This window comes from Pseudonocardia sp. WMMC193 (assembly GCF_021728735.1).
GTDB lineage: Bacteria > Actinomycetota > Actinomycetes > Mycobacteriales > Pseudonocardiaceae > Pseudonocardia > Pseudonocardia oroxyli.
Genome location: NZ_JAKKDO010000003.1, coordinates 6,012,150 through 6,030,436, shown reverse-complemented (window position 1 = coordinate 6,030,436; position 18,287 = coordinate 6,012,150). Strand labels below are relative to the sequence as shown.

At 73.6% G+C, this 18,287-nt stretch carries 19 protein-coding genes; 5 read left to right on the top strand and 14 right to left on the bottom strand.

Features of this window, described 5'->3' with window-relative positions:
- The first annotated feature begins 17 nt into the window (after positions 1 to 17).
- Positions 18 to 1,391 carry an alpha/beta fold hydrolase gene (locus tag L3X23_RS30965; RefSeq protein WP_237196718.1) on the top strand — a complete coding sequence of 458 codons (1,374 nt, stop codon included), beginning with the start codon at positions 18 to 20 and terminating at the stop codon, positions 1,389 to 1,391.
- On the opposite strand, the gene L3X23_RS30960 is transcribed toward L3X23_RS30965, so the two are convergent.
- Genes L3X23_RS30960 through guaB form a run of 3 tightly spaced genes read right to left on the bottom strand, consistent with a single transcriptional unit; the run spans position 1,388 to position 4,572 of the window.
- The gene (locus L3X23_RS30960; protein ID WP_237196716.1) at positions 1,388 to 1,876 is read right to left on the bottom strand and encodes a pyridoxamine 5'-phosphate oxidase family protein; all 489 of its coding nucleotides are present in this window, start codon (positions 1,874 to 1,876) and stop codon (positions 1,388 to 1,390) included. The two genes, L3X23_RS30965 and L3X23_RS30960, sit on opposite strands and share 4 nt — an antisense overlap.
- 54 nt (positions 1,877 to 1,930) lie before the next feature.
- Positions 1,931 to 3,055, bottom strand: a complete 1,125-nt coding sequence (locus L3X23_RS30955) for a GuaB3 family IMP dehydrogenase-related protein (protein ID WP_237196715.1) — start codon at positions 3,053 to 3,055, stop codon at positions 1,931 to 1,933.
- Positions 3,056 to 3,066: 11 nt separating this feature from the next.
- Positions 3,067 to 4,572 (bottom strand): IMP dehydrogenase, encoded by a 1,506-nt coding sequence (gene guaB / locus L3X23_RS30950; protein WP_237196713.1) that lies wholly within the window; start codon positions 4,570 to 4,572, stop codon positions 3,067 to 3,069.
- Positions 4,573 to 4,758: 186 nt separating this feature from the next.
- On the opposite strand from guaB, the gene L3X23_RS30945 reads away from it, so the two are divergent.
- Positions 4,759 to 5,139: a DUF5319 domain-containing protein gene (locus tag L3X23_RS30945; protein ID WP_237196711.1), complete on the top strand. Its 381-nt coding sequence runs from the start codon at positions 4,759 to 4,761 to the stop codon at positions 5,137 to 5,139.
- A gap of 588 nt (positions 5,140 to 5,727) precedes the next feature.
- Here the strand turns inward: L3X23_RS30945 and L3X23_RS30940 are convergent.
- Positions 5,728 to 6,315: a TetR family transcriptional regulator gene (locus tag L3X23_RS30940; protein WP_237196708.1), complete on the bottom strand. Its 588-nt coding sequence runs from the start codon at positions 6,313 to 6,315 to the stop codon at positions 5,728 to 5,730.
- A gap of 76 nt (positions 6,316 to 6,391) precedes the next feature.
- On the opposite strand from L3X23_RS30940, the gene L3X23_RS30935 reads away from it, so the two are divergent.
- On the top strand, positions 6,392 to 7,279 hold the full coding sequence (locus tag L3X23_RS30935) for an SDR family oxidoreductase (RefSeq protein WP_237196706.1): 888 nt from the start codon (positions 6,392 to 6,394) through the stop codon (positions 7,277 to 7,279).
- Positions 7,280 to 7,325: 46 nt separating this feature from the next.
- Here L3X23_RS30935 and L3X23_RS30930 read toward each other — a convergent pair whose 3' ends face one another.
- From L3X23_RS30930 to L3X23_RS30910, 5 genes are all read right to left on the bottom strand, one after another.
- Positions 7,326 to 8,486 carry an anti-sigma-D factor RsdA gene (locus tag L3X23_RS30930; RefSeq protein ID WP_237196705.1) on the bottom strand — a complete coding sequence of 387 codons (1,161 nt, stop codon included), beginning with the start codon at positions 8,484 to 8,486 and terminating at the stop codon, positions 7,326 to 7,328.
- A 1-nt stretch (position 8,487) separates the two neighbouring features.
- Positions 8,488 to 9,060, bottom strand: coding sequence for a sigma-70 family RNA polymerase sigma factor (locus L3X23_RS30925; protein ID WP_093077120.1), 573 nt, complete (start codon positions 9,058 to 9,060; stop codon positions 8,488 to 8,490).
- Between the two features lie 549 nt (positions 9,061 to 9,609).
- Positions 9,610 to 10,206, bottom strand: a complete 597-nt coding sequence (locus L3X23_RS30920) for a response regulator transcription factor (RefSeq protein ID WP_013677394.1) — start codon at positions 10,204 to 10,206, stop codon at positions 9,610 to 9,612.
- 185 nt (positions 10,207 to 10,391) lie between these two features.
- The gene (locus tag L3X23_RS30915) at positions 10,392 to 11,501 is read right to left on the bottom strand and encodes a hypothetical protein (RefSeq protein WP_237196703.1); all 1,110 of its coding nucleotides are present in this window, start codon (positions 11,499 to 11,501) and stop codon (positions 10,392 to 10,394) included.
- 17 nt (positions 11,502 to 11,518) lie between these two features.
- Positions 11,519 to 12,490, bottom strand: coding sequence for a MerR family transcriptional regulator (locus L3X23_RS30910; protein ID WP_237196702.1), 972 nt, complete (start codon positions 12,488 to 12,490; stop codon positions 11,519 to 11,521).
- A gap of 122 nt (positions 12,491 to 12,612) precedes the next feature.
- On the opposite strand from L3X23_RS30910, the gene L3X23_RS30905 reads away from it, so the two are divergent.
- The gene (locus tag L3X23_RS30905; RefSeq protein WP_237196699.1) at positions 12,613 to 12,921 is read left to right on the top strand and encodes a WhiB family transcriptional regulator; all 309 of its coding nucleotides are present in this window, start codon (positions 12,613 to 12,615) and stop codon (positions 12,919 to 12,921) included.
- A 73-nt stretch (positions 12,922 to 12,994) separates the two neighbouring features.
- On the opposite strand, the gene groL is transcribed toward L3X23_RS30905, so the two are convergent.
- Together groL and groES are read right to left on the bottom strand one after the other, a co-directional pair.
- Positions 12,995 to 14,611: a chaperonin GroEL gene (groL, locus tag L3X23_RS30900; protein WP_237196697.1), complete on the bottom strand. Its 1,617-nt coding sequence runs from the start codon at positions 14,609 to 14,611 to the stop codon at positions 12,995 to 12,997.
- 79 nt (positions 14,612 to 14,690) lie between these two features.
- Complete coding sequence (gene groES, locus L3X23_RS30895; RefSeq protein WP_093077482.1) at positions 14,691 to 14,984, bottom strand: co-chaperone GroES; 294 nt, start codon at positions 14,982 to 14,984, stop codon at positions 14,691 to 14,693.
- Between the two features lie 163 nt (positions 14,985 to 15,147).
- Between groES and L3X23_RS30890 the strand changes: the two genes are divergently transcribed.
- Positions 15,148 to 16,074 carry an aldo/keto reductase gene (locus L3X23_RS30890; RefSeq protein WP_093077108.1) on the top strand — a complete coding sequence of 309 codons (927 nt, stop codon included), beginning with the start codon at positions 15,148 to 15,150 and terminating at the stop codon, positions 16,072 to 16,074.
- A 53-nt stretch (positions 16,075 to 16,127) separates the two neighbouring features.
- Here the strand turns inward: L3X23_RS30890 and tsaD are convergent, their stop codons facing one another.
- The 3 genes from tsaD to tsaB are packed head-to-tail and all read right to left on the bottom strand — an operon-like array spanning position 16,128 to position 18,246.
- Positions 16,128 to 17,159, bottom strand: a complete 1,032-nt coding sequence (gene tsaD / locus L3X23_RS30885; RefSeq protein ID WP_308116962.1) for a tRNA (adenosine(37)-N6)-threonylcarbamoyltransferase complex transferase subunit TsaD — start codon at positions 17,157 to 17,159, stop codon at positions 16,128 to 16,130.
- Positions 17,156 to 17,602, bottom strand: a complete 447-nt coding sequence (gene rimI, locus L3X23_RS30880) for a ribosomal protein S18-alanine N-acetyltransferase (RefSeq protein ID WP_093077102.1) — start codon at positions 17,600 to 17,602, stop codon at positions 17,156 to 17,158. Before rimI ends, tsaD begins: the two co-directional genes overlap by 4 nt.
- Positions 17,599 to 18,246: a tRNA (adenosine(37)-N6)-threonylcarbamoyltransferase complex dimerization subunit type 1 TsaB gene (gene tsaB / locus L3X23_RS30875; RefSeq protein WP_237196695.1), complete on the bottom strand. Its 648-nt coding sequence runs from the start codon at positions 18,244 to 18,246 to the stop codon at positions 17,599 to 17,601. The genes rimI and tsaB overlap by 4 nt, the downstream gene beginning before the upstream one ends.
- Positions 18,247 to 18,287: the final 41 nt, after the last annotated feature.

Genomic DNA, 18,287 nt, shown 5'->3' with positions numbered 1-18,287 from the left:
CGCCGCAGGGTGGCGCCGTGCGCCTGCTCCTCGTCCTGCTCGCGGTGGGGCTGCTCGCCGGGTGCACGGCGGCCCCCGAGCCCGGGCTCACGTGGGAACCCTGTGCCGGGCGACCCGACTCGCGGTGCGCCGACCTGCGGGTCCCGCTGGACTACGCGGACCCCGACGGCCCGACGACCACGATGCGCGTCTCGCTGCGGCCCGCGACCGGCGAACGGCGCGGGGTGCTTCTGACCAACCCCGGCGGGCCCGGCGCGCAGGCCCTGCACAACACCCTCGGCGTCGACGCCCTCACCGGGGGCGCGCTGGCCCCGCACTACGACCTGGTCGGCCTCGACCCGCGCGGGGTCGGCGAGAGCGCCCCGATCTCCTGCGGCCTCACCCCGGAGGAGGTGGGTCGGGCCGGGGTGGACGACGCGCCCAGCCCGGACGCCGAGTCTCTCGCCGCGTCCACGGCACGGGCCTGCATGACGAACGCGCCCGAGCTGGTCCACACGACGACGCCGAACCTCGCCCGCGACATGGACCGGCTGCGGGAGGCCCTCGGCGTCGCGCGGATCTCGTACTACGGCACCTCGGGCGGCACGACCCTCGGCACCACCTACGCCTCGCTGTTCCCCGACCGCGTGGACCGGATGGTGCTCGACAGCGTGGACGACGACACCGTCGGCAGGCAGGCGGCCTTCCGAGCCGCCGACCGGGCGATCGACGCCCGGTTCGCGCAGCTCCCGCTGCCCGGCCCCGATCCTCGGGCCCGCTACCTCGCCCTGCTCGCGCGGCTGGACCGCGAGGTGGTGCTGTTCGACGGCGTGCGCGCCACCTCCGACGCGCTGCGCTCGCTCCTCGCCGCCGCCCTGCGGTCCGACGCCGCCGTCCCCCTCCTCGTCGACGCCGTCCGTCACCTCGACGGGCTGCCCGGCGCCCCGACCGAGGCCGAGCTCGCGCAGCGCCTCGGGCCCGAGCCCGCCCCCGATCCCGGCGCCGAACGCGTCGCCTCCGCCTTCCTGGGCATCACCTGCGCCGACCCGGACTGGTCCCACGACCCCGCCGACTACCGCGCCGCCGTGGCCGCGGACGCCGCCGCCTACCCGGTGAGCGGGGGCGCCCGCGCTGTGATCACGGCCTGCGCGTACTGGACCGGCCCCCCGACGCCGCGGGTCCCGCTCACCGACTCGGGCCCCCGGAACATCCTGATCCTGCAGAACGAGGTGGACCCCGCCACCCCGCTCGACGGTGCCCGTGCCACGCGCGCGGCCCTCGGAGACCGCGCGGTGATGATCACGACCGGGCCGGGCGGCCACGGGGTGCTGGGACACTCGCCCTGCGCCACGGACACGGCGGTCGCCTGGCTCGTCCGTGGCGAGCTCCCGCCCGCGGACCGGAGGTGCTAGGCCTCCCGCTTGACGATCCGCCGCTCCGCGCCGCCCCTCCAGGTGGTGATCACCAGGCCGCCGTCGATGTCCACGCTCGCAGCGCCCAGGATGTCCGCGACCAGGAAGTGTTCGATCGGACGGCCGCGCAGGTCGTAACCGGTCGTGGCGTAGAAGTCCTCGGCGTAGCGCGCGTGCAGCGCGGGGTCCGGGTCGTGCGCCACGGTGCCCCACACCTTCGCGTCGCCGTCCGAGACGCGCGTGTCGACGGTCGCGGTGTGCAGGCTGAAGCGGGGGTCGACGTCGAGGTCCCGGAACTTCGCGGTCCCCGGCATACCGCCGATGATCAGATCGCCCTCGTAGAACGCAGGCTCCATCGGGCTGACCCGCGGGAACCCGTCGGGCCGGATGGTCCCGAGGAAGCACAGCTTGCCGACCGCGGCGTACCTGCGCTCGAACACCCCGGCGATGTGCGGCGCCGCCTTCGCGAATGCGTCCCAGTTCATGACGCGGACGCTAGGACCGAACCCTGACAGGGCCGGTCAGTCATACGGCGACGCTCAGCCGCGGACGGTCAGCCCCACCCGCTGGAACTCCTTGAGGTCCGAGTAGCCGGTCTTGGCCATGGCCCGGCGCAGGGCGCCGAAGACGTCCACCGTGCCGTAGGGCGTGCTCGACGGCCCGAAGAGGACCTGCTCCAAAGTCCGATCGCTCGGGGCGAACCCCGTGACGTCCGAGCGGGGCAGGCTCGGGTGGGCGGCGCTGGAGGTCCAGTACAGGCCGTCCGCCGGGGAGTCCGCGGAGTCGGCGAGCTGCTCACCGAGCATCACCGCGTCCGCGCCGCAGGCGATGGCCTTCGCGACGTCCCCCGAGCCGTTGATGCCGCCGTCCGCGATCACGTGGACGTAGCGGCCACCGGTCTCGTCGAGGTAGTCCCGGCGGGCGGCGGCCGCGTCGACCAGGGCGGTCGCCATCGGGACGCCGATGCCGAGCACCTCGTCCGTCGTGGTCGCGCTCGACTCGCCGTAGCCGACGATCACACCCGCCGCGCCGGTGCGCATGAGGTGCATCGCGGTGCGGTAGTCGCCGACCCCGCCCGCGACGACCGGGACGTCCAGGGAGTTGATGAACTCCTTGAGGTTCAGCGGCTCACCCTTGCTGACGTGCTCGGCGGAGATGATCGTGCCCTGCACGAACAGGATCTCCACCCCGCCCGCCAACAGCGCCGGGGTGAGCTCGCGGGCGCGCTGCGGGCTGACCCGCGCCGCGACCGTGACCCCCGAGTCGCGGACCGTCCGCAGCGCCTCGGCGATCAGGTCCGGCTGGATGGGCGCCGAGTGCAGCTCCTGCAGCATCCGCACCGCGGCGGACGGGTCGTCGGAGTCCGCCGCCGCGACGACCTTGGCGAGCGCGCCCTCCGCGTCGGCGTGGCGGGCCCAGATGCCCTCGGAGTTCAGCACGCCGAGGCCGCCGAGCTTGCCGACCGCCACCGCCGTGGCGGGCGAGACGACCGCGTCCGTGGGGTGGGTGACCAGCGGGATCTCGAACCGGTACGCGTCGAGCTGCCAGGCGGTGGAGACCTCCTTGGAGCTCCGGGTCCGCCGCGACGGCACGATCTCGACCTGGGTCAGGTCGTAGGCACGACGGGCCTCTCGGCCCATCCCGATCTCCACGAGGTCACGCACGTTGCGAGACCCTATCTCGCGGCGTAGTTCGGCGCCTCGACGGTCATGGTGATGTCGTGCGGGTGGCTCTCCTTGAGCCCGGCCGCGGTGATCCGGACCAGCTGCGCCTGCTGCAGCTCCGCGATCGTGTTGGCACCCGCGTAGCCCATGCCGGACCGCAACCCGCCGACGAGCTGGTGGATCACCGACGCCAGCGGGCCGCGGAACGGGATCCGGCCCTCGATGCCCTCGGGGACCAGCTTGTCCTCGCTGAGCACGTCGTCCTGGGCGTAGCGGTCCTTGGAGTACGACTTGCCGGACCCGCGGGACTGCATGGCGCCGAGCGAGCCCATGCCGCGGTAGGTCTTGTACTGCTTGCCGCCCACGAAGATCAGCTCGCCCGGGGACTCGGCCGTGCCCGCGAGCAGGCTGCCGAGCATCACCGTGGACGCGCCCGCGGCGATCGCCTTGGAGATGTCACCCGAGTACTGGATGCCGCCGTCCGCGATCACCGGGACGCCCGCGGGCGCGCAGGCCCGCGCGGCCTCGTAGACCGCGGTGATCTGCGGCGCACCGACCCCCGCGACCACGCGGGTGGTGCAGATCGACCCCGGCCCGACGCCGACCTTCACCGCGTCCGCCCCGGCCTCGACCAGCGCCTGGGCGCCCGCGAAGGTCGCCACGTTCCCGCCGACGACGTCCACCGACTCGCCGACCTCGGCGCGCAGCTTGGCCACGGTGTCCAGCACCCGCCGGGAGTGCCCGTGCGCGGTGTCGACCATCAGGACGTCCACCCCCGCGTCCACCAATCCCATCGCGCGGGAGTACGCGTCCTCCCCCACGCCGACGGCGGCCCCGACGACCAGCCTGCCGTCCGGGTCCTTCGTAGCCAGCGGGTACTTCTCGGTCTTGTTGAAGTCCTTGATGGTGATCAGGCCGCGGAGCACGCCGCCGCCGTCGACGATCGGGAGCTTCTCCAGCTTGTGCCTGCGCAGCAGGCCCAGCGCGGCCTCGGCGGTGACCCCGACGCGCGCGGTGATCAGCGGGGCCTTCGTCATCACCTCGTGCACCGGGCGCGCGAAGTCCACCTCGAACCGCATGTCCCGGTTGGTGATGATGCCGACGAGCTTGCCCTCCCCGTCGGTCACCGGGAGGCCGGAGATGCGGTACTTCCCGCACAGCTCGTCCACCTCGCGCAGCGTGGCGTCCGGCGAGCAGGTGACCGGGTCGGTGACCATGCCCGCCTCGGAGCGCTTGACGACCTCGACCTGCGTGGCCTGGTCCTCCGCCGAGAGGTTGCGGTGCAGGACCCCGAGGCCGCCCGCGCGGGCCATGGCGATGGCCATCCGCGCCTCGGTCACCGTGTCCATGCCGGACGACACGATCGGCACCTTGATCCGCACGCGCCGGGACAGCTGGGTGGAGGTGTCGACCCCGCTGGGGATGACGTCCGACTCCGCGGGGAGCAGCAGCACGTCGTCGAAGGTCAGGCCGAGCATCGCGAACTTCGGCGGTAGTCCCGTGATCTCGCTCGTCATGGCTGGTCGTGCACCCTTCACCGACGTCTCACGCCCGGAGGGGGCGTCACACCATCCCATCGTATCCGCGCGAGACGGTCGTTCCGGGAGTCGCCCGCCACACCGAGTTGTCCACAGCCGGGGTGGTTGTCCACAGGCCTGTGGGTGGAGCGGTGGATACCCCGGCCGACGCGGTACCGTGTACACGTGGCGTTCGACGGCCTACCCCCTGACCCCTTCGCGGGCGACCCCTACGACCCTGCCCTCTCCCTCGACGAGGAGGCGGGGCCCGACGAGCACGACGAGCTGTCCGCCGCCGAGCGCGAGGAGGTCGTGGCCGACCTGGCGGACCTCGCCGTCTACCAGGCGCTGCTCGAGCACCGCGGGATCCGCGGGATCCTGGTCGACTGCGCCGACTGCGGCGAGCAGCACTTCCACGAGTGGAACCTGCTCCGCGCGAGCCTGCAGCAGCTGCTCGACGAGGGGCAGATGCGCCCGCACGAGCCCGCGTTCGACCCGGACCCGGCGCACTACGTCACCTGGGAGTACTGCCGCGGCTTCGCCGACGCGGCGCTGGGCGAGGACTGACCGCCCACCGAGCTCCGCGGGCCCCGACCGTTCGGTCGGGGCCCGTCGTCGTTCCGGGGGCCCCGCCCGCCCTCCATGATCCACCCTTCGGGAGGAGGGCGGCCGATTCCCGACCGGCCTGCTCCCCGAGCGTGGATCATGGGATGAGCACCGGCCGGCCGCGACCCGCCCGGACCGTCGACCCCGCCCGGACCCGACCCGGCGCAGCCCGCCTCGACCCGGCGCAGCCCGGCTCGGCTCGCTACAGCCCGGCCAGCTCGGCGCAGCTCACCATGGCCCGGCTAGCCCGACCCGACCCAACCCGACCGCCCCAACTCGGCCCGGCCCCGCCCGACCCCGGTCCGACTCGACCCGGCTCAGCCCCCCGCGACCCGTGGCCATGATCCACGCCTCGGGAGCCGGGCGGTCGATTCCCGACCGAACCGCTCCCCGCCGGTGGATCATGAGCGCGACGAGTAGAGCCGAGTCGCGCCCGGATTCGCGCCCCGTACCGCTCGCGAGCGCCGCCCGCCCACCCATGATCCACACCTCGGAAGCCGGGCGGTCGAATCTCGACCGCCCCCCTCCCCACGACCGGATCATGAGCGATCAGGGACGGGCGAGCGGGGCGGGGCGGGTGACGAGGGCGCCGAGCTCGTCGAGCAGGGCGTGGGCGATCTGGTCGAACGGGCGGGACTCGGCCGGGTCGAGCCACCGGCCGAAGGTCGCCCCGAAGACCATGACGGCGGTCCCGGCGGCGAGCGTGGCCGCCGGGTCGGGGACGCCGCGGTCCCGCAGGGCCGCGGTGAGCAGCCCGCCGATGGTGGCCAGCTTCGACAGCTCGCGCTCCTGCAGGGCGGGGTTGGCGTCGATGACGGCCTGGCGGGCGCGCGACCAGGGTCGGCGTTCGTCGGAGAAGAAGGAGGCGACGCCCTGCAGGGCGCCCGCCACCAGGTCGACCGGCGGGGCGTCGGCCGGGCAGCGGCGCATGCCGCCGAGGAACGCCTCGAGCAGCACCTCCTGGCCGTCGAACAGGACCTCGCGCTTGTCGCTGAAGTGTCGGTAGAAGGTGCGCTCGGTGACGCCCGCGGCCTCGGCGATCTCGGTCGCGGTGGTCTGCTCGAAACCGCGGGTGGCGAACAGCCCCAGCGCGGCCTCCTGCAGCCGCTCGCGCGTGCCGGGCCGCCACCGTGCCATGCTCCGATGATAGGCGATGACAGTCACTGACTTCGCGGCGTACAGTCGACGTCAGTCACTGACATCGGAGGACATCATGCGCGTTTTCGTCACCGGGGCCTCGGGCTGGATCGGGTCGGCCACCGTCACGGAACTCCGCGCCGCGGGGCACGACGTCACGGGGCTCGCCCGGTCGGACGCCGCGGCCGCCGCACTCGAGGCCGAGGGCGTGCGGGTGCTGCGCGGGGACCTCGACGACCTCGCCACGCTGCGCGCCGGCGCGGAGGCGGCCGAGGCCGTGGTCCACCTGGCCAACAAGCACGACTGGAGCGACCCCGCCGCGTCCAACCGCGCCGAGCGGGCCGCCGTCCAGACCTTCGGCGAGGTCCTGGCGGGCAGCGGCCGTCCGCTGCTGCTGGCCTCCGGCGTCGCCATGCTCGCCCAGGGCAGGCCCGCCACCGAGGCCGACCCCGCGCCGTTCCACGGCGTCGACTCGCCGCGCGGCGGGGCCGAGAACCTCGCGCTGGAGTTCGTGGAGCGCGGAGTGCACACGGTGAGCCTGCGGTTCGCCCCGACCGTGCACGGCGCGGGCGACCACGGGTTCATCTCGGTGATCACCGCGGTGGCCAGGGAGAAGGGGGTCGCCGCCTACCCGGGCGACGGGACGAACCGCTGGGCCGCGGTCCACCGCGCGGACGCCGCCCGGCTCGTCACGCTGGCCCTGGCGAAGGCGCCGGCCGGGTCGCGACTGCACGTCGTGGCCGAGGAGGGGGTGTCCACCAAGGACATCGCCGAGGCCATCGGCCGGGCCCACGGGCTGCCGGTCCGGTCGCTGCCCGCCGAGGAGGTCGGCGCGCACTTCGGCTGGATCGGGGGCTTCTTCGGGCTCGACCTGGCCGCCTCCAGCGACGCGACCCGCGAGCTCCTGGGCTGGACCCCGACCGGCCCGACCCTGATCGAGGACATCGACGGCGGCGGGTACTGACCGCCTGAACGCCACGAAGGCCCCCGGACACCGGGGGCCTTCGTGGTCAGCTCGGGGTGGTCGTGGCCTCGGCGCTGTCCGAGGTCGTGGCCCCCATCGAGGTGGTGGACGTGCCGGGCGGCGGCGTGGTCGTCGTGGTGGCCGGGTCCTGCCCGCCCTCCGTGGTCGGCGGCCGCGTCGGCGGGCTCGTCTGGGTGGACGAGCTCGGCGGCGCCGGGTTGACGGCCGGGTTGCCCGCGACCCGCGGGTCCTGGGTCTCCGGGCCCGGCTTGGTCGGGTCGTTCCCCACCGTGCCGGAGGACGGCGGCGGCGCGCTCGGCGACTCCGACGTGCTGGACGCCGGGTTCGACGAGCTGGACTCGGCCGGGTCCTGGCCGCCCTCGGTGACCGGGGGCTTGGGCCGCGGGGTCCCGTTCTGCAACGGGGCCTGCGGGTCCACCGGGACACCCGGGGGCGTCTCGGCCGCCTTCGCCGCGAGGAAGGTCTGCTCGGAGGCGAGGTAGGTGCGGCCCTCCTCCGGGCGGATCTGCTCCAACAGCGGCGCGAGCGCCGCCAGGTCCTGCTGGGCGCCCACGCTGTCGCCGCTGGCCAGCTTGGCGTTGACCTGCTGGATGCGCTGCTGGACCTCGACCTTGGCGACCTTCGAGTTCGCCGCGTCCTTGTAGAGCACCTGCGTGACCGGGAACAGGGCGTCTCCCGGGTCCGCGCTCTGCGCACCGATCGAGACGCCCGCGATGCTGAAGACCAGCAGCGCCGCCGCACCCGCGAGCGGGATGAGGTGCCTGCGCCTGCTCGACGGCCGAGCGGCCGGCGAGCCGGACTCGATCGCGGCGACCGCGGTGTCGAGGTCCATGAGCTGCGGGATCGGGTCGTCGTCGACCTCGGCCTTCCAGGCGGCCAGCATCGCGACGACCTTGTCGTCCGCGTCGTAGCCGTGCCTGCCGGGGGCCGAGACGGTCATCCCCGCGGCGAGCGCGCTGATCAGCTCGTCGTCCGCCTGGACGGCGACGAGGTCCAACGGCTCGTCGGCGAAGTCGTCGTCGAACTCGGGGCGCGAGCCGCCGCGCCTGCCGCCCACGGGGAACTGGATGGGCCGGTTGGGGATGCCGTGGGGCCGCCCGGCGCCGTTGTGGCCGTTCGAGCCGCCGTTCGCACGGTGCCTGCCGAAGGGGTGGTCGGGGCCACCGGGGTTGCGCGGGTCGCTCATCTCAGACCACCTCCTCTTCGGGCATGTTCTTGCGCAATCGGGCGAGTGCCCGGTGCTGGGCCACGCGGACCGCGCCGGGTGTGGACCCGACCGCGTCCGCAGTCTCCTCCGCACTCAGTCCCACGACCACTCGGAGGACGATGATCTCGCGCTGCTTCTCGGGGAGCTGGTCGAGCAGCCGCGACATCTGTTCGGAGAGCTCCACGCGCAGCGCTCGCTGCTCGGGACCGTCTCCGTGGTCGGTGGAGTCGGGGACGTCCGCCACCGGCTCGGACTTGTTGCGCCCGGCGGCGCGGTGGGCGTCGATCACCTTGTGCGAGGCGATCCCGTACACGAACGCCAGGAACGGGCGCCCTTGTACGCGGTATCCGGGCAAGGCCGTCAGCACGGCCAGACACACCTCCTGCGCGACGTCGTCCGCCGAGACGGACGACCGGTCCATCCGTCCGAGGCGCGCGCGGCAGTAGCGCACGACCAACGGCCGGATGGTGGCCAGTACACGTTCGACCGCTCCGCGGTCACCTGCCATGGCAGATGCCACCAGCTCGTCGAGAACGTCTGTCGGTTCACTCATCGCGCAGAGTCGTCCAGGCGTTACGCAGCATGTTCGTCTTCATCCGTTCGGTGAGGCCGACTACGGAGAGTGCTGAATCGACCTCAGTGCCGACCACCGTAGCGAAGCCCCGGGGGGATACGGGAACCGCTCTCACCGGTGTCGACGAGCGACCACGCTACTAGTTGCGGTCCGTAGACGCCGGGACGGCGATCTGCGCCGGGCGGTCGGCGAGCGGTCGACCGTCCGCGTGACGCACGCGCGGAGGGTGAGCGAGCAGTACCCGGACGAGTCGATCACTCGCGAGGACGCGCGGACCGGGCGTCGTCACGGTCCGCAGCCTCCCGGGGGCCTGAGCCCGCACCGGGGAGGCGATGTCGTCGGGCCCGCCGGGGCGAGGGCGGGCCTGGCCGTCGTCGGCGACGGCCGCTGTCGGCGGTGCGCACACCGCGCGGGTCCACGGCGGCACGGCAGCCGGCCGTCGAACCCGATCCTTACCCACCGCGCCCGCGAACGGCGCGATGGTCGTTGCCTCCCGGACCGGGGGTCCGGGCCGTGCGTGGAGTCCGCCTAGGAGACGAGACCGCGACGGAAGCCGTGGGCCACCGCCTGGGCGCGGTCACGGACGCCGAGCTTGCGGAACAGCCGCCGCGCGTGCGTCTTCACCGTGTCCTCGGAGAGGTAGAGCTCGCGGCCGATCTGGCCGTTGCTCTTGCCCTGGCTCATCCCGCGCAGCACCTGCAGCTCGCGCTCGGTGAGCTGCACGCCCGGGTCCGCCGGGGTGCGCGGGGTGGGCACGGCGGTCGACGCCAGCGTGTGGGCCAGCGCGGCGACCAGCTCCGGGCGGGACGCGTCCCACCGGAGGTAACCACGTGCGCCGCCCGCGATGGCGGCGGCGATGCTGCCCGCGTCGTCCGGGGCGCCGAACACGATCACGTTCGCCTGGGGGTGGGCCGCGACCAGTCGCCTGGTCGCCTCCACCCCGGTGGGCACCGCACGCTGGGTGCCGACCAGGACGACGTCGACCGGCTGCCGGGAGAACCGGGCCAGCAACTCGTCCCCGTGGGCGACGCAATCGATCCGGTGCACCCCGGGCACCGCGGACATCACGCGGGTGAGACCTTCGCGGACGCTGCGACGATCGTCGCAGATGAGTACCGTCGTCACGACGATTCCTTCCTGCAGCTTCCTGCAGCCGGGTGATGTGTCACCCTCCGCATCGGCGAGTGACCGGACCACCTTGACACGATCAGGGCCACTTTGTGGCCTCCATTCGAGTCCCTTGCGCCGAGTGGCACTCGTCATGTGGGTGACTAGAGACCGAATGGAGTAATTACATTACCGCGAGCCTCTCAGGCGCCGACGCCGCCTCCCCCCATCAGGCGCCGCCCACGTGCCTCGGACCGGTCGAGGATCACGCTCAGCGCAATACTCGCGGCGTGTCGCCGGCGTGGCGCGCCGCCGGGCGCACCGTTCGTCGATTCGCGCATCTCTTCACGCCTCCGATCGTGGGACTCATCCGACCCGATCGGACGGATGGACGGTCGTCCCGGGACTCCCGGCGGACCACCGTCCGCCGTGGGGCCAACGATCACCGAAGGGTGAGGTTTCGCCCCGGAACGGCGTGAGGGTGACCGCACGCCCGGCGGGGTCGCGGTTCCGGCCTCCAGGGCGTCCGCCGCGTCCGCCGCCGCCAGCGACGCGGCCCAGTGGAGCGGGACGAGCCCGGCGTCGGCCGCCTGCGCGGCCACCCCGTCGAGGGCGGCGAGGGCGGCCGCGAGGGCCGTCGGGTCCGCCGCCCGCAGCCGCGCGGTCACCGCGGCCAGGAGCCGGGACTTCACCAGATGGCGGTGCGAGCCGGCACCCGCGGCCCCGGCGACGGCGGCCGCGGACTCCCGGGCTGCCGTGTCGAGATCACCGCGCGCCAGCGCCACCTCCGCCCGGACCCAGCGCAGCCGCACCCGGGGCCGCCAGCCGACCGCCCAGTTATCCGCCCTGGTCAGGAGCCGATCGCTCGCGCCGAGATCACCCCGCCCCAGCGCGTCGGCGGCCAGCCCGACGAGCGCGTCGGCCCGCGCGGAGCCCAGGTCGACGCAGAGGTCCGCACCGGGCTGCGGCAGGTCGGCTGCCACCCCCGCACACCCCGCCGCGAGGCTCAGCGCCTGCCCGTCGACGCGGGCGGCGCGGGCGTGGCCGCCCTGCTGACGCAGGTGCGAGGCCCGCGTCACCAGCGCGTGCGCCCGGATCGCGACCGGTGTGCGCGGGTCGCGCACGAGTTCCTCGAGCAGGGCCGCCGCGGCGGCGTACCGCCCCTGCCCACCGAGGGCCACGGCCGCCGTCCAGCGCGCGAGCGGCTCCGCTCGTCCGGTCCCGACGACCGACACGCCGGGATGGGGCCCCATCGCGATCACCCACCAGGGGTTGTCCGCCATGTGGGTGGCAGGTCTCAGAGAGTGCGCCATACGGCAACCCACATGGGCTAGTTCCTGTGGGTGACACCCAGGAAGACGCACAGGGTGTCGACGGCCTCGGTCAACGAGCCCAGATGCGTGACGGACGCCGGGGTCGACTCCCACCCCGGCCCTGCGGTGAACGAGCGGAAGGCCGGGCGGGTTCGGGGGAGCCCGTCGATCGCGGCGGGATCGGCCGTGCGCCGCTCCTGTGCCCAGAGCACGACGGCGGCGGGGGCGCTGCGTTGCACGGCCGCGACCAGCGCGTCGAGCGGGAGATCCGCGCCCAGGGGCCTGCACGGCACGCCGCACTCGGCGAGGACCGCGGCGAGCACCGAGAGCGGGAGGCTGTGCCGCTCCCCCGGCGTGCAGGCCAGCAGCACCGGCCGCACCTCGGCCGGGGGTCGCGGCGCGGCGAGCGCCCGCGCCCCGTAGACGGCGATCACCGCCTCGCTCACCAGGTGCTCGATCTCCACGCCCGCCCCGGTCGACTCCCACCGTTCGGCGATCGCGCCGAACACCGGCCGCACCACGGTGTCCCAGGTGGGGACGAGGCCGTCCGCCGTCACGGCGTCGTCGACCAGCCTGCGGACGGCCGCGGCGTCCATCGCCAGCGCGGCCCGTCCGATCCCGCGGGCCCGCCTGCCCGCGCCGCCGAGCCGCAGCACGCTGCCGCCGACCCGGGCCTGGTCGGCGACACCCGGGGTGGCGCTGAGCAGGACCGGCGAGGACGGGGCACTCCCCGGCCCCAGCGCCAGCCGCGCCGCCTCGGCGGGGGTGACGCCCTGGAGCAGCGCCCGCTGCATGACCTCGAGCCGGGCGAGGTCCGCCGGTCGGTACCGGCGGTGCGAGCCCGCCGTGTGCGCCGAGGGCCCGAGGCCGTAGCGGCGGTCCCAGGTCCGCAGCGTGGCCGGGGCGATCCCGAGGCGCCGCGCCACCGCCGCGACGGTGAGCCCGGGGGTGTCGGCGCCCGGACGCGGGGTATCCGGCTGCGTCGTCACCCGGACATGGTCCGGAGCCGGCCGCCCCGGCGCAACTTTTCCCTTGAACAAGGTTTGGCGCGTTTCTAGGGTGGGCATCTCGCTGCTGAGCAACGGCGGCGTGTCGAACGGGGTGAAGTGAGATGGCGGACATCAGGCGACTGCCCGGGCCGGTCTCGGACGTCTGGGACTGGCAGATGCAGGGAGCCTGCCGGGGTATGGACTCCGGCTTCTTCTTCCATCCCGAGGGCGAGCGCGGACCCGCCCGGGCGAACCGGGAGCAGCGGGCCAAGGAGATCTGCGGGACCTGCCCGGTGCTGGAGATGTGCAGACGGCACGCCCTGGAGGTGCAGGAGCCCTACGGCGTGTGGGGCGGCCTCTCGGAGCACGAGCGGGATCTGCTGATCCGCGGCCGCTCCCGCAGGCTGAAGGTCGACCGCGCAACGGTCTGACCGACACCACCCCGCACGAACGCCGAAAGGGCGGGCGACCGGTGAGGTCGCCCGCCCTTTCGTGTGGATGGACCTAGTGTCCGTGTCCGTGGCCGCCCGCGGCCGGAGCCGGCGGAGCCTCCTCGGGCTTGTCCACGACGGCGCTCTCGGTGGTGAGCACCATCCGCGCGATCGACGCGGCGTTGACCACGGCGTTGCGCGTGACCTTGACCGGGTCGATGACGCCGTCGGCCAGCAGGTCCGAGTAGGTCAGCGTGGCGGCGTTGAAGCCCTGCCCCCACGGCTGCTCGGCGACCTTGGCCGTGACCACGGCACCCTCGAGACCACCGTTGGCGGCGATCCAGTAGAGCGGCGCGGTCAGCGCCTTCTTGACGATCGCGACGCCGGTCGCCTCGTCACCCGCGAGCGACAGCTCGTCGAGCGCCTTGGCGGCCTGCACGAGCGCGGTGCCGCCGCCGGGGACGATGCCCTCCTCGACCGCCGCCCGGGTCGCCGCGACGGCGTCCTCGATGCGGTGCTTGCGCTCCTTGAGCGCGGTCTCGGTGGCCGCCCCGGCCTTGATCACCGCGACGCCGCCGGACAGCTTCGCGAGGCGCTCCTGGAGCTTCTCGCGGTCCCAGTCCGAGTCCGTCGACTCGATCTCGCCCTTGATCTGGGCGATGCGACCCTCGATGTCGGCGGCCTGGCCGCCGCCCTCGACGATGGTCGTGGCGTCCTTGGTGACGACGACCCGGCGCGCCTTGCCCAGCAGGTCCAGCCCGGCCTCGGACAGCTTGAGCCCGACCTCCGGGTTGATGACCTGACCGCCGGTGGCGATCGCGAGGTCGTCCATGAACGCCTTGCGGCGGTCACCGAAGAACGGCGACTTGACCGCGGCGACCTTGACGGTCTTGCGGATCGAGTTGACCACCAGCGTGGACAGGGCCTCGCCCTCGACGTCCTCGGCGATGATCAGCAGCGGCTTGCCCTCGCCGAGCACCTTCTCCAGCAGCGGGAGCAGGTCCTGGATCGAGCTGATCTTGTCGCGGTGCAGCAGGATGTAGGCGTCCTCGAGGACGGCCTCCATGCTCTCCGCGTCCGTGACGAAGTAGGGCGACAGGTAGCCCTTGTCGAACTGCAGGCCCTCGGTGATCTCGAGCTCGGTGGAGAGCGTGGAGCCCTCCTCGACCGTGATCACACCGTCGGAGCCGACGGAGCCGATCGCGTCCGCGATGAGCCGGCCGATCTCCTCCTCGCGGGAGGCGATGGTGCCGACCTGCGCGATGTGCTCGGCGCCGTTGACCGGGGTGGCCTTGGACAGCAGCCACTCCGAGACCTTGTCGGCCGCGGCGGCGATGCCCTTGCCCAGCGAGATCGGGTCCGCCCCGGCCGCCACGTTGCGCAGGCCCTCGCGGACCAGCGCCTGGGCCAGCACGGTGGCCGTGGTGGTGCCGTCGCCCGCGACGTCGTTCGTCTTGGTGGCGACGGTCTTCGCGAGCTGGGCCCCGAGGTTCTCGTACGGGTCCTCGAGGTCGATCTCGCGCGCGATGGTCACACCGTCGTTGGTGACGGTGGGCCCACCGAACTTCTTGTCGATGACGACGTGTCGGCCGCGCGGGCCGAGCGTCACCTTCACGGCGTCCGCGAGCTGGTTCACACCACGCTCGAGCGCACGCCGGGTGTCCTCGTCGAAGCTGATCTGCTTCGCCATCTACTGCCTCTCTCGAAGGTCGGAACGACACCGCCCCGACAGCCCGGAAGGCCGCCGGGGCGGAATCAGACGCGGAAGGTCAGTTGACGACCGCGAGCACGTCGCGAGCGGAGAGGATCAGGTACTCCTCGCCGTTGTACTTGACCTCGGTGCCGCCGTACTTCGAGTAGATGACGACGTCGCCCACGGCCACGTCGAGCGGCACGCGGTTGCCGTTGTCGTCGATCCGGCCGGGGCCGACCGCCAGGACCTTGCCCTCCTGGGGCTTCTCCTTGGCGGTGTCCGGGATGACGATGCCGGAGGCCGTGGTGGTCTCCGCCTCGCTGGCCTGGACGACGATCTTGTCCTCGAGCGGCTTGATGTTCGCCACGATGACCTCGCCTTTCTGGTGCTGAAGTCCGTCAGTGAAGTACCGACAGTCGACCAGGGGGCCCCGCCGTCGCGGGTGCCGGGGCAACCCGACCTGAACTGTGCGTTGGCACTCTACCCACGAGAGTGCCAGACCCTCAACAGGCCCGCCACCGTAGGCTCACGGCATGCCTTCGGTCTCCGGAATCGACGTCTCGCCCCTGTGCCTGGGCGCCAACGTCTTCGGTTGGTCCGCCGACGCCGACCAGTCGTTCGCCGTGCTCGACGCCTTCGCCGAGGCGCAGGGGACGTTCGTCGACACGGCGGACTCGTACATGTGGCGCGCGCCCGGGAACTCCGGCGGGGAGTCCGAGACGATCCTGGGCGACTGGATGGCCGCCCGCGGCAACCGCGACCGCATGGTGATCGCGACGAAGGTGGGCAGCCTGCCGTCGCGCCCCGGGCTCGGCGGGGAGAACATCAAGGCCGCCTGCGAGGACTCGCTGCGCAGGCTGCGCACCGACCACATCGACCTCTACTACGCGCACCGCGACGACCCGGACACCGCGCAGGAGGAGACCCTCGACGCGTTCGACGCCCTCGTGCGGGAGGGCAAGGTCCGCGCGGTCGCGGCCTCCAACTTCTCCGCCGCGCGGCTGCGGGAGGCCCTGGAGATCTCCGACCGGGACGGGCTCACCCGCTACACGGCGGTCCAGCCGCACTACAACCTGATGGAGCGGGGCGAGTACGAGTCCTCCCTCGCCGATCTCGTCGCCGCCGAGGAGCTGGCCTGCTTCCCCTACTACGGCCTGGCCGCCGGGTTCCTGACCGGCAAGTACCGGGGCGCGGCGGTGGACTCGGTGCGGGCGCAGGGCGCCGCGAAGTACCTCGACGACCCCCGCGGGCCCGCCGTGCTGGCGGTGCTCGACGAGATCGCCGCGGGCCACGGGACCACCCAGGCCGCCGTCGCCCTCGCCTGGCTCGCCGCGCAGCCGACGGTGACCGCCCCGATCGCCAGCGCCCGCACGCCCGAGCAGCTGGCGGGCATCCTGCCCATGATCACCCTGGCCCTCACCGACGACGAGATCCGCCTGCTGTCCCACGTCAGCGCCTGACCCCGACCCGTGAGCGGCGATAGTCGCTATAGCGACTATCGCCGCTCACGGGGTCAGACCAGCACATCCGTGACCGGCATGCTCGAGTTCGCGGGGATCCCGAGGTCGGAGGGGTGCGCGCCGGTGTGGACGAGGTGGGCGCCGAGCGCGGCGACCATCGCGCCGTTGTCCGTGCAGAGACCCGGGCGCGGGACCCGCAGGGTCAGGCCTGCGGCGGTGCAGCGCTCCTCGGCCATCTCCCGCAGCCGCGAGTTGGCCGCGACCCCGCCGCCGAGCAGCACCGTGTCCATGCCGAACTCCTGCGCGGCGCGGACCGTCTTCATGGTCAGCACGTCGGTGACGGCCTCCTGGAAGCTCGCCGCGACGTCCGCGACCGGGACGTCGCCGTCCAGGGACTCGACGTGGCGGGCCACCGCCGTCTTGAGGCCGGAGAAGGAGAAGTCGTGCTTCGCGTCCCGCGGGCCGGTGAGACCACGCGGGAAACGGATGGCGTTCCGGTCGCCCTCGCGGGCGGCCTTGTCGATCCACGGGCCGCCGGGGAAGGGCAGCCCGAGCAGGCGAGCGACCTTGTCGAAGGCCTCGCCCGCGGCGTCGTCGATCGTGGAGCCCAGCGGCGTGACCGGCCCGGCGAGGTCGGGCACGGCCAGGATGCTGGAGTGGCCGCCGGAGACGAGCAGGGCGAGCGCGGGCGGCAGCGGTCCGTGCTGCAGCGTGTCGACGGCGACGTGCGCGGCCAGGTGGTTCACCCCGTACAGCGGGACGTCCCACGCCGCGGCGTAGGCCTTCGCCGCCGCGACCCCGACGAGCAGCGCACCGGCGAGCCCGGGACCGGCGGTGACGGCGACGGCGTCGACGTCTCGCCCGGTCAGCCCCGCGGTGGTCAGGGCGCGGTACACCGCCGGGACCATCGCCTGCAGGTGGGCCCGGGACGCCACCTCCGGCACCACGCCGCCGAACCGCGCGTGTTCCTCCACACTGGACGCGATCTCGTTCGCCAGCAGCTCGGGGACGCCGGAGTCCGGCATCCGCACGATCCCGACGCCGGTCTCGTCGCAGGAGGTCTCGATACCGAGGACGATCGTCACCGCGGGTCCCTCTTCATCGTGTAGGCGTCGGCCATGCTCGGCCGGTAGTAGCGCTTGCGGAGCCCGACCGTCTCGAACCCGGTCTTCTCGTACAGCCCGATGGCGGGCTCGTTGTCCGTCCTGACCTCGAGGAACACGGTCGCGTGCACCGCGTCGGCGGTGTGCAGGAGCGCGTCGAGCAGCGCCCGGCCGATGCCCTCCCCCTGGTGCGCCGGGTCGACGCCGATGGTGTGCACCTCGGCCTCGGCCTGCGGGGGGCCCGCGGTGAACCCGAGCCCCGCGTACCCGACGAGCTCGCCGTCGATCCGGGCGGCGAAGTACGGCAGGCCGCGGGACACCTCGTCCCGGAAGGCCTGGGCGGACCAGGGGTCGTCGCCCGGGAAGAGGATCTTCTCCAGCTCGGCGCAGCGTTCGGCGTCCGCGCGGTAGAGCGGGCCGATCACCGCGCGACCTGCTTCCGCTCCCCCGGCGGGACGGCGTCGGGTCGACGCAGGTAGAGCGGCTCCAGCGGGCCGGGCGCGCTGTGCAGCGGCGCCACCGCGACCAGGCCCGCGGGCGACGGGGTGGCCTCGTGGACCGGCAGGCCGAACCCGGCGGCCATCGTCCCGGCCGCGGCGACGAGCCGCAGCCCGGGGAGTCGCTCGCGCAGGGCGTCGGGCGACTCGACGGTGGGCCCGCTCAGCCGGGCGCCCTCGGCCTCGTAGGCGGCCCAGTAGACCTCGCGGCGCCGCGCGTCCGTGACGACGAGCAGGTTGCCGGTCAGCGGCCCGTCCGCGACCACGGCTGCGGCGATGGCGTCCAGCGAACAGACCCCGTGGACGGGGATCCCCAGCGCGTCACCGAGCGCGGCCGCGGTGACCATCCCGACCCGCAGCCCGGTGAAGGGTCCCGGCCCGGCCCCGACGACGACGGCGTCCAGCTCCCGCAGCGCCACCCCCGCCCCGGCGCACACGGCCTGCACCGCGGGCATCAGCAGCTCGCCGTGCTTGCGACCGTCCGTCTCCACGCGCTCGGCCACGGTCACCCCGTCCCGCACCAGTCCGGCGGTGACGGCGGGGGTGGAGGTATCGAGCGCCAACACGAGCACGAACCCACCCTACGAGCCCCGGTGAACCATCCGACCTCGCG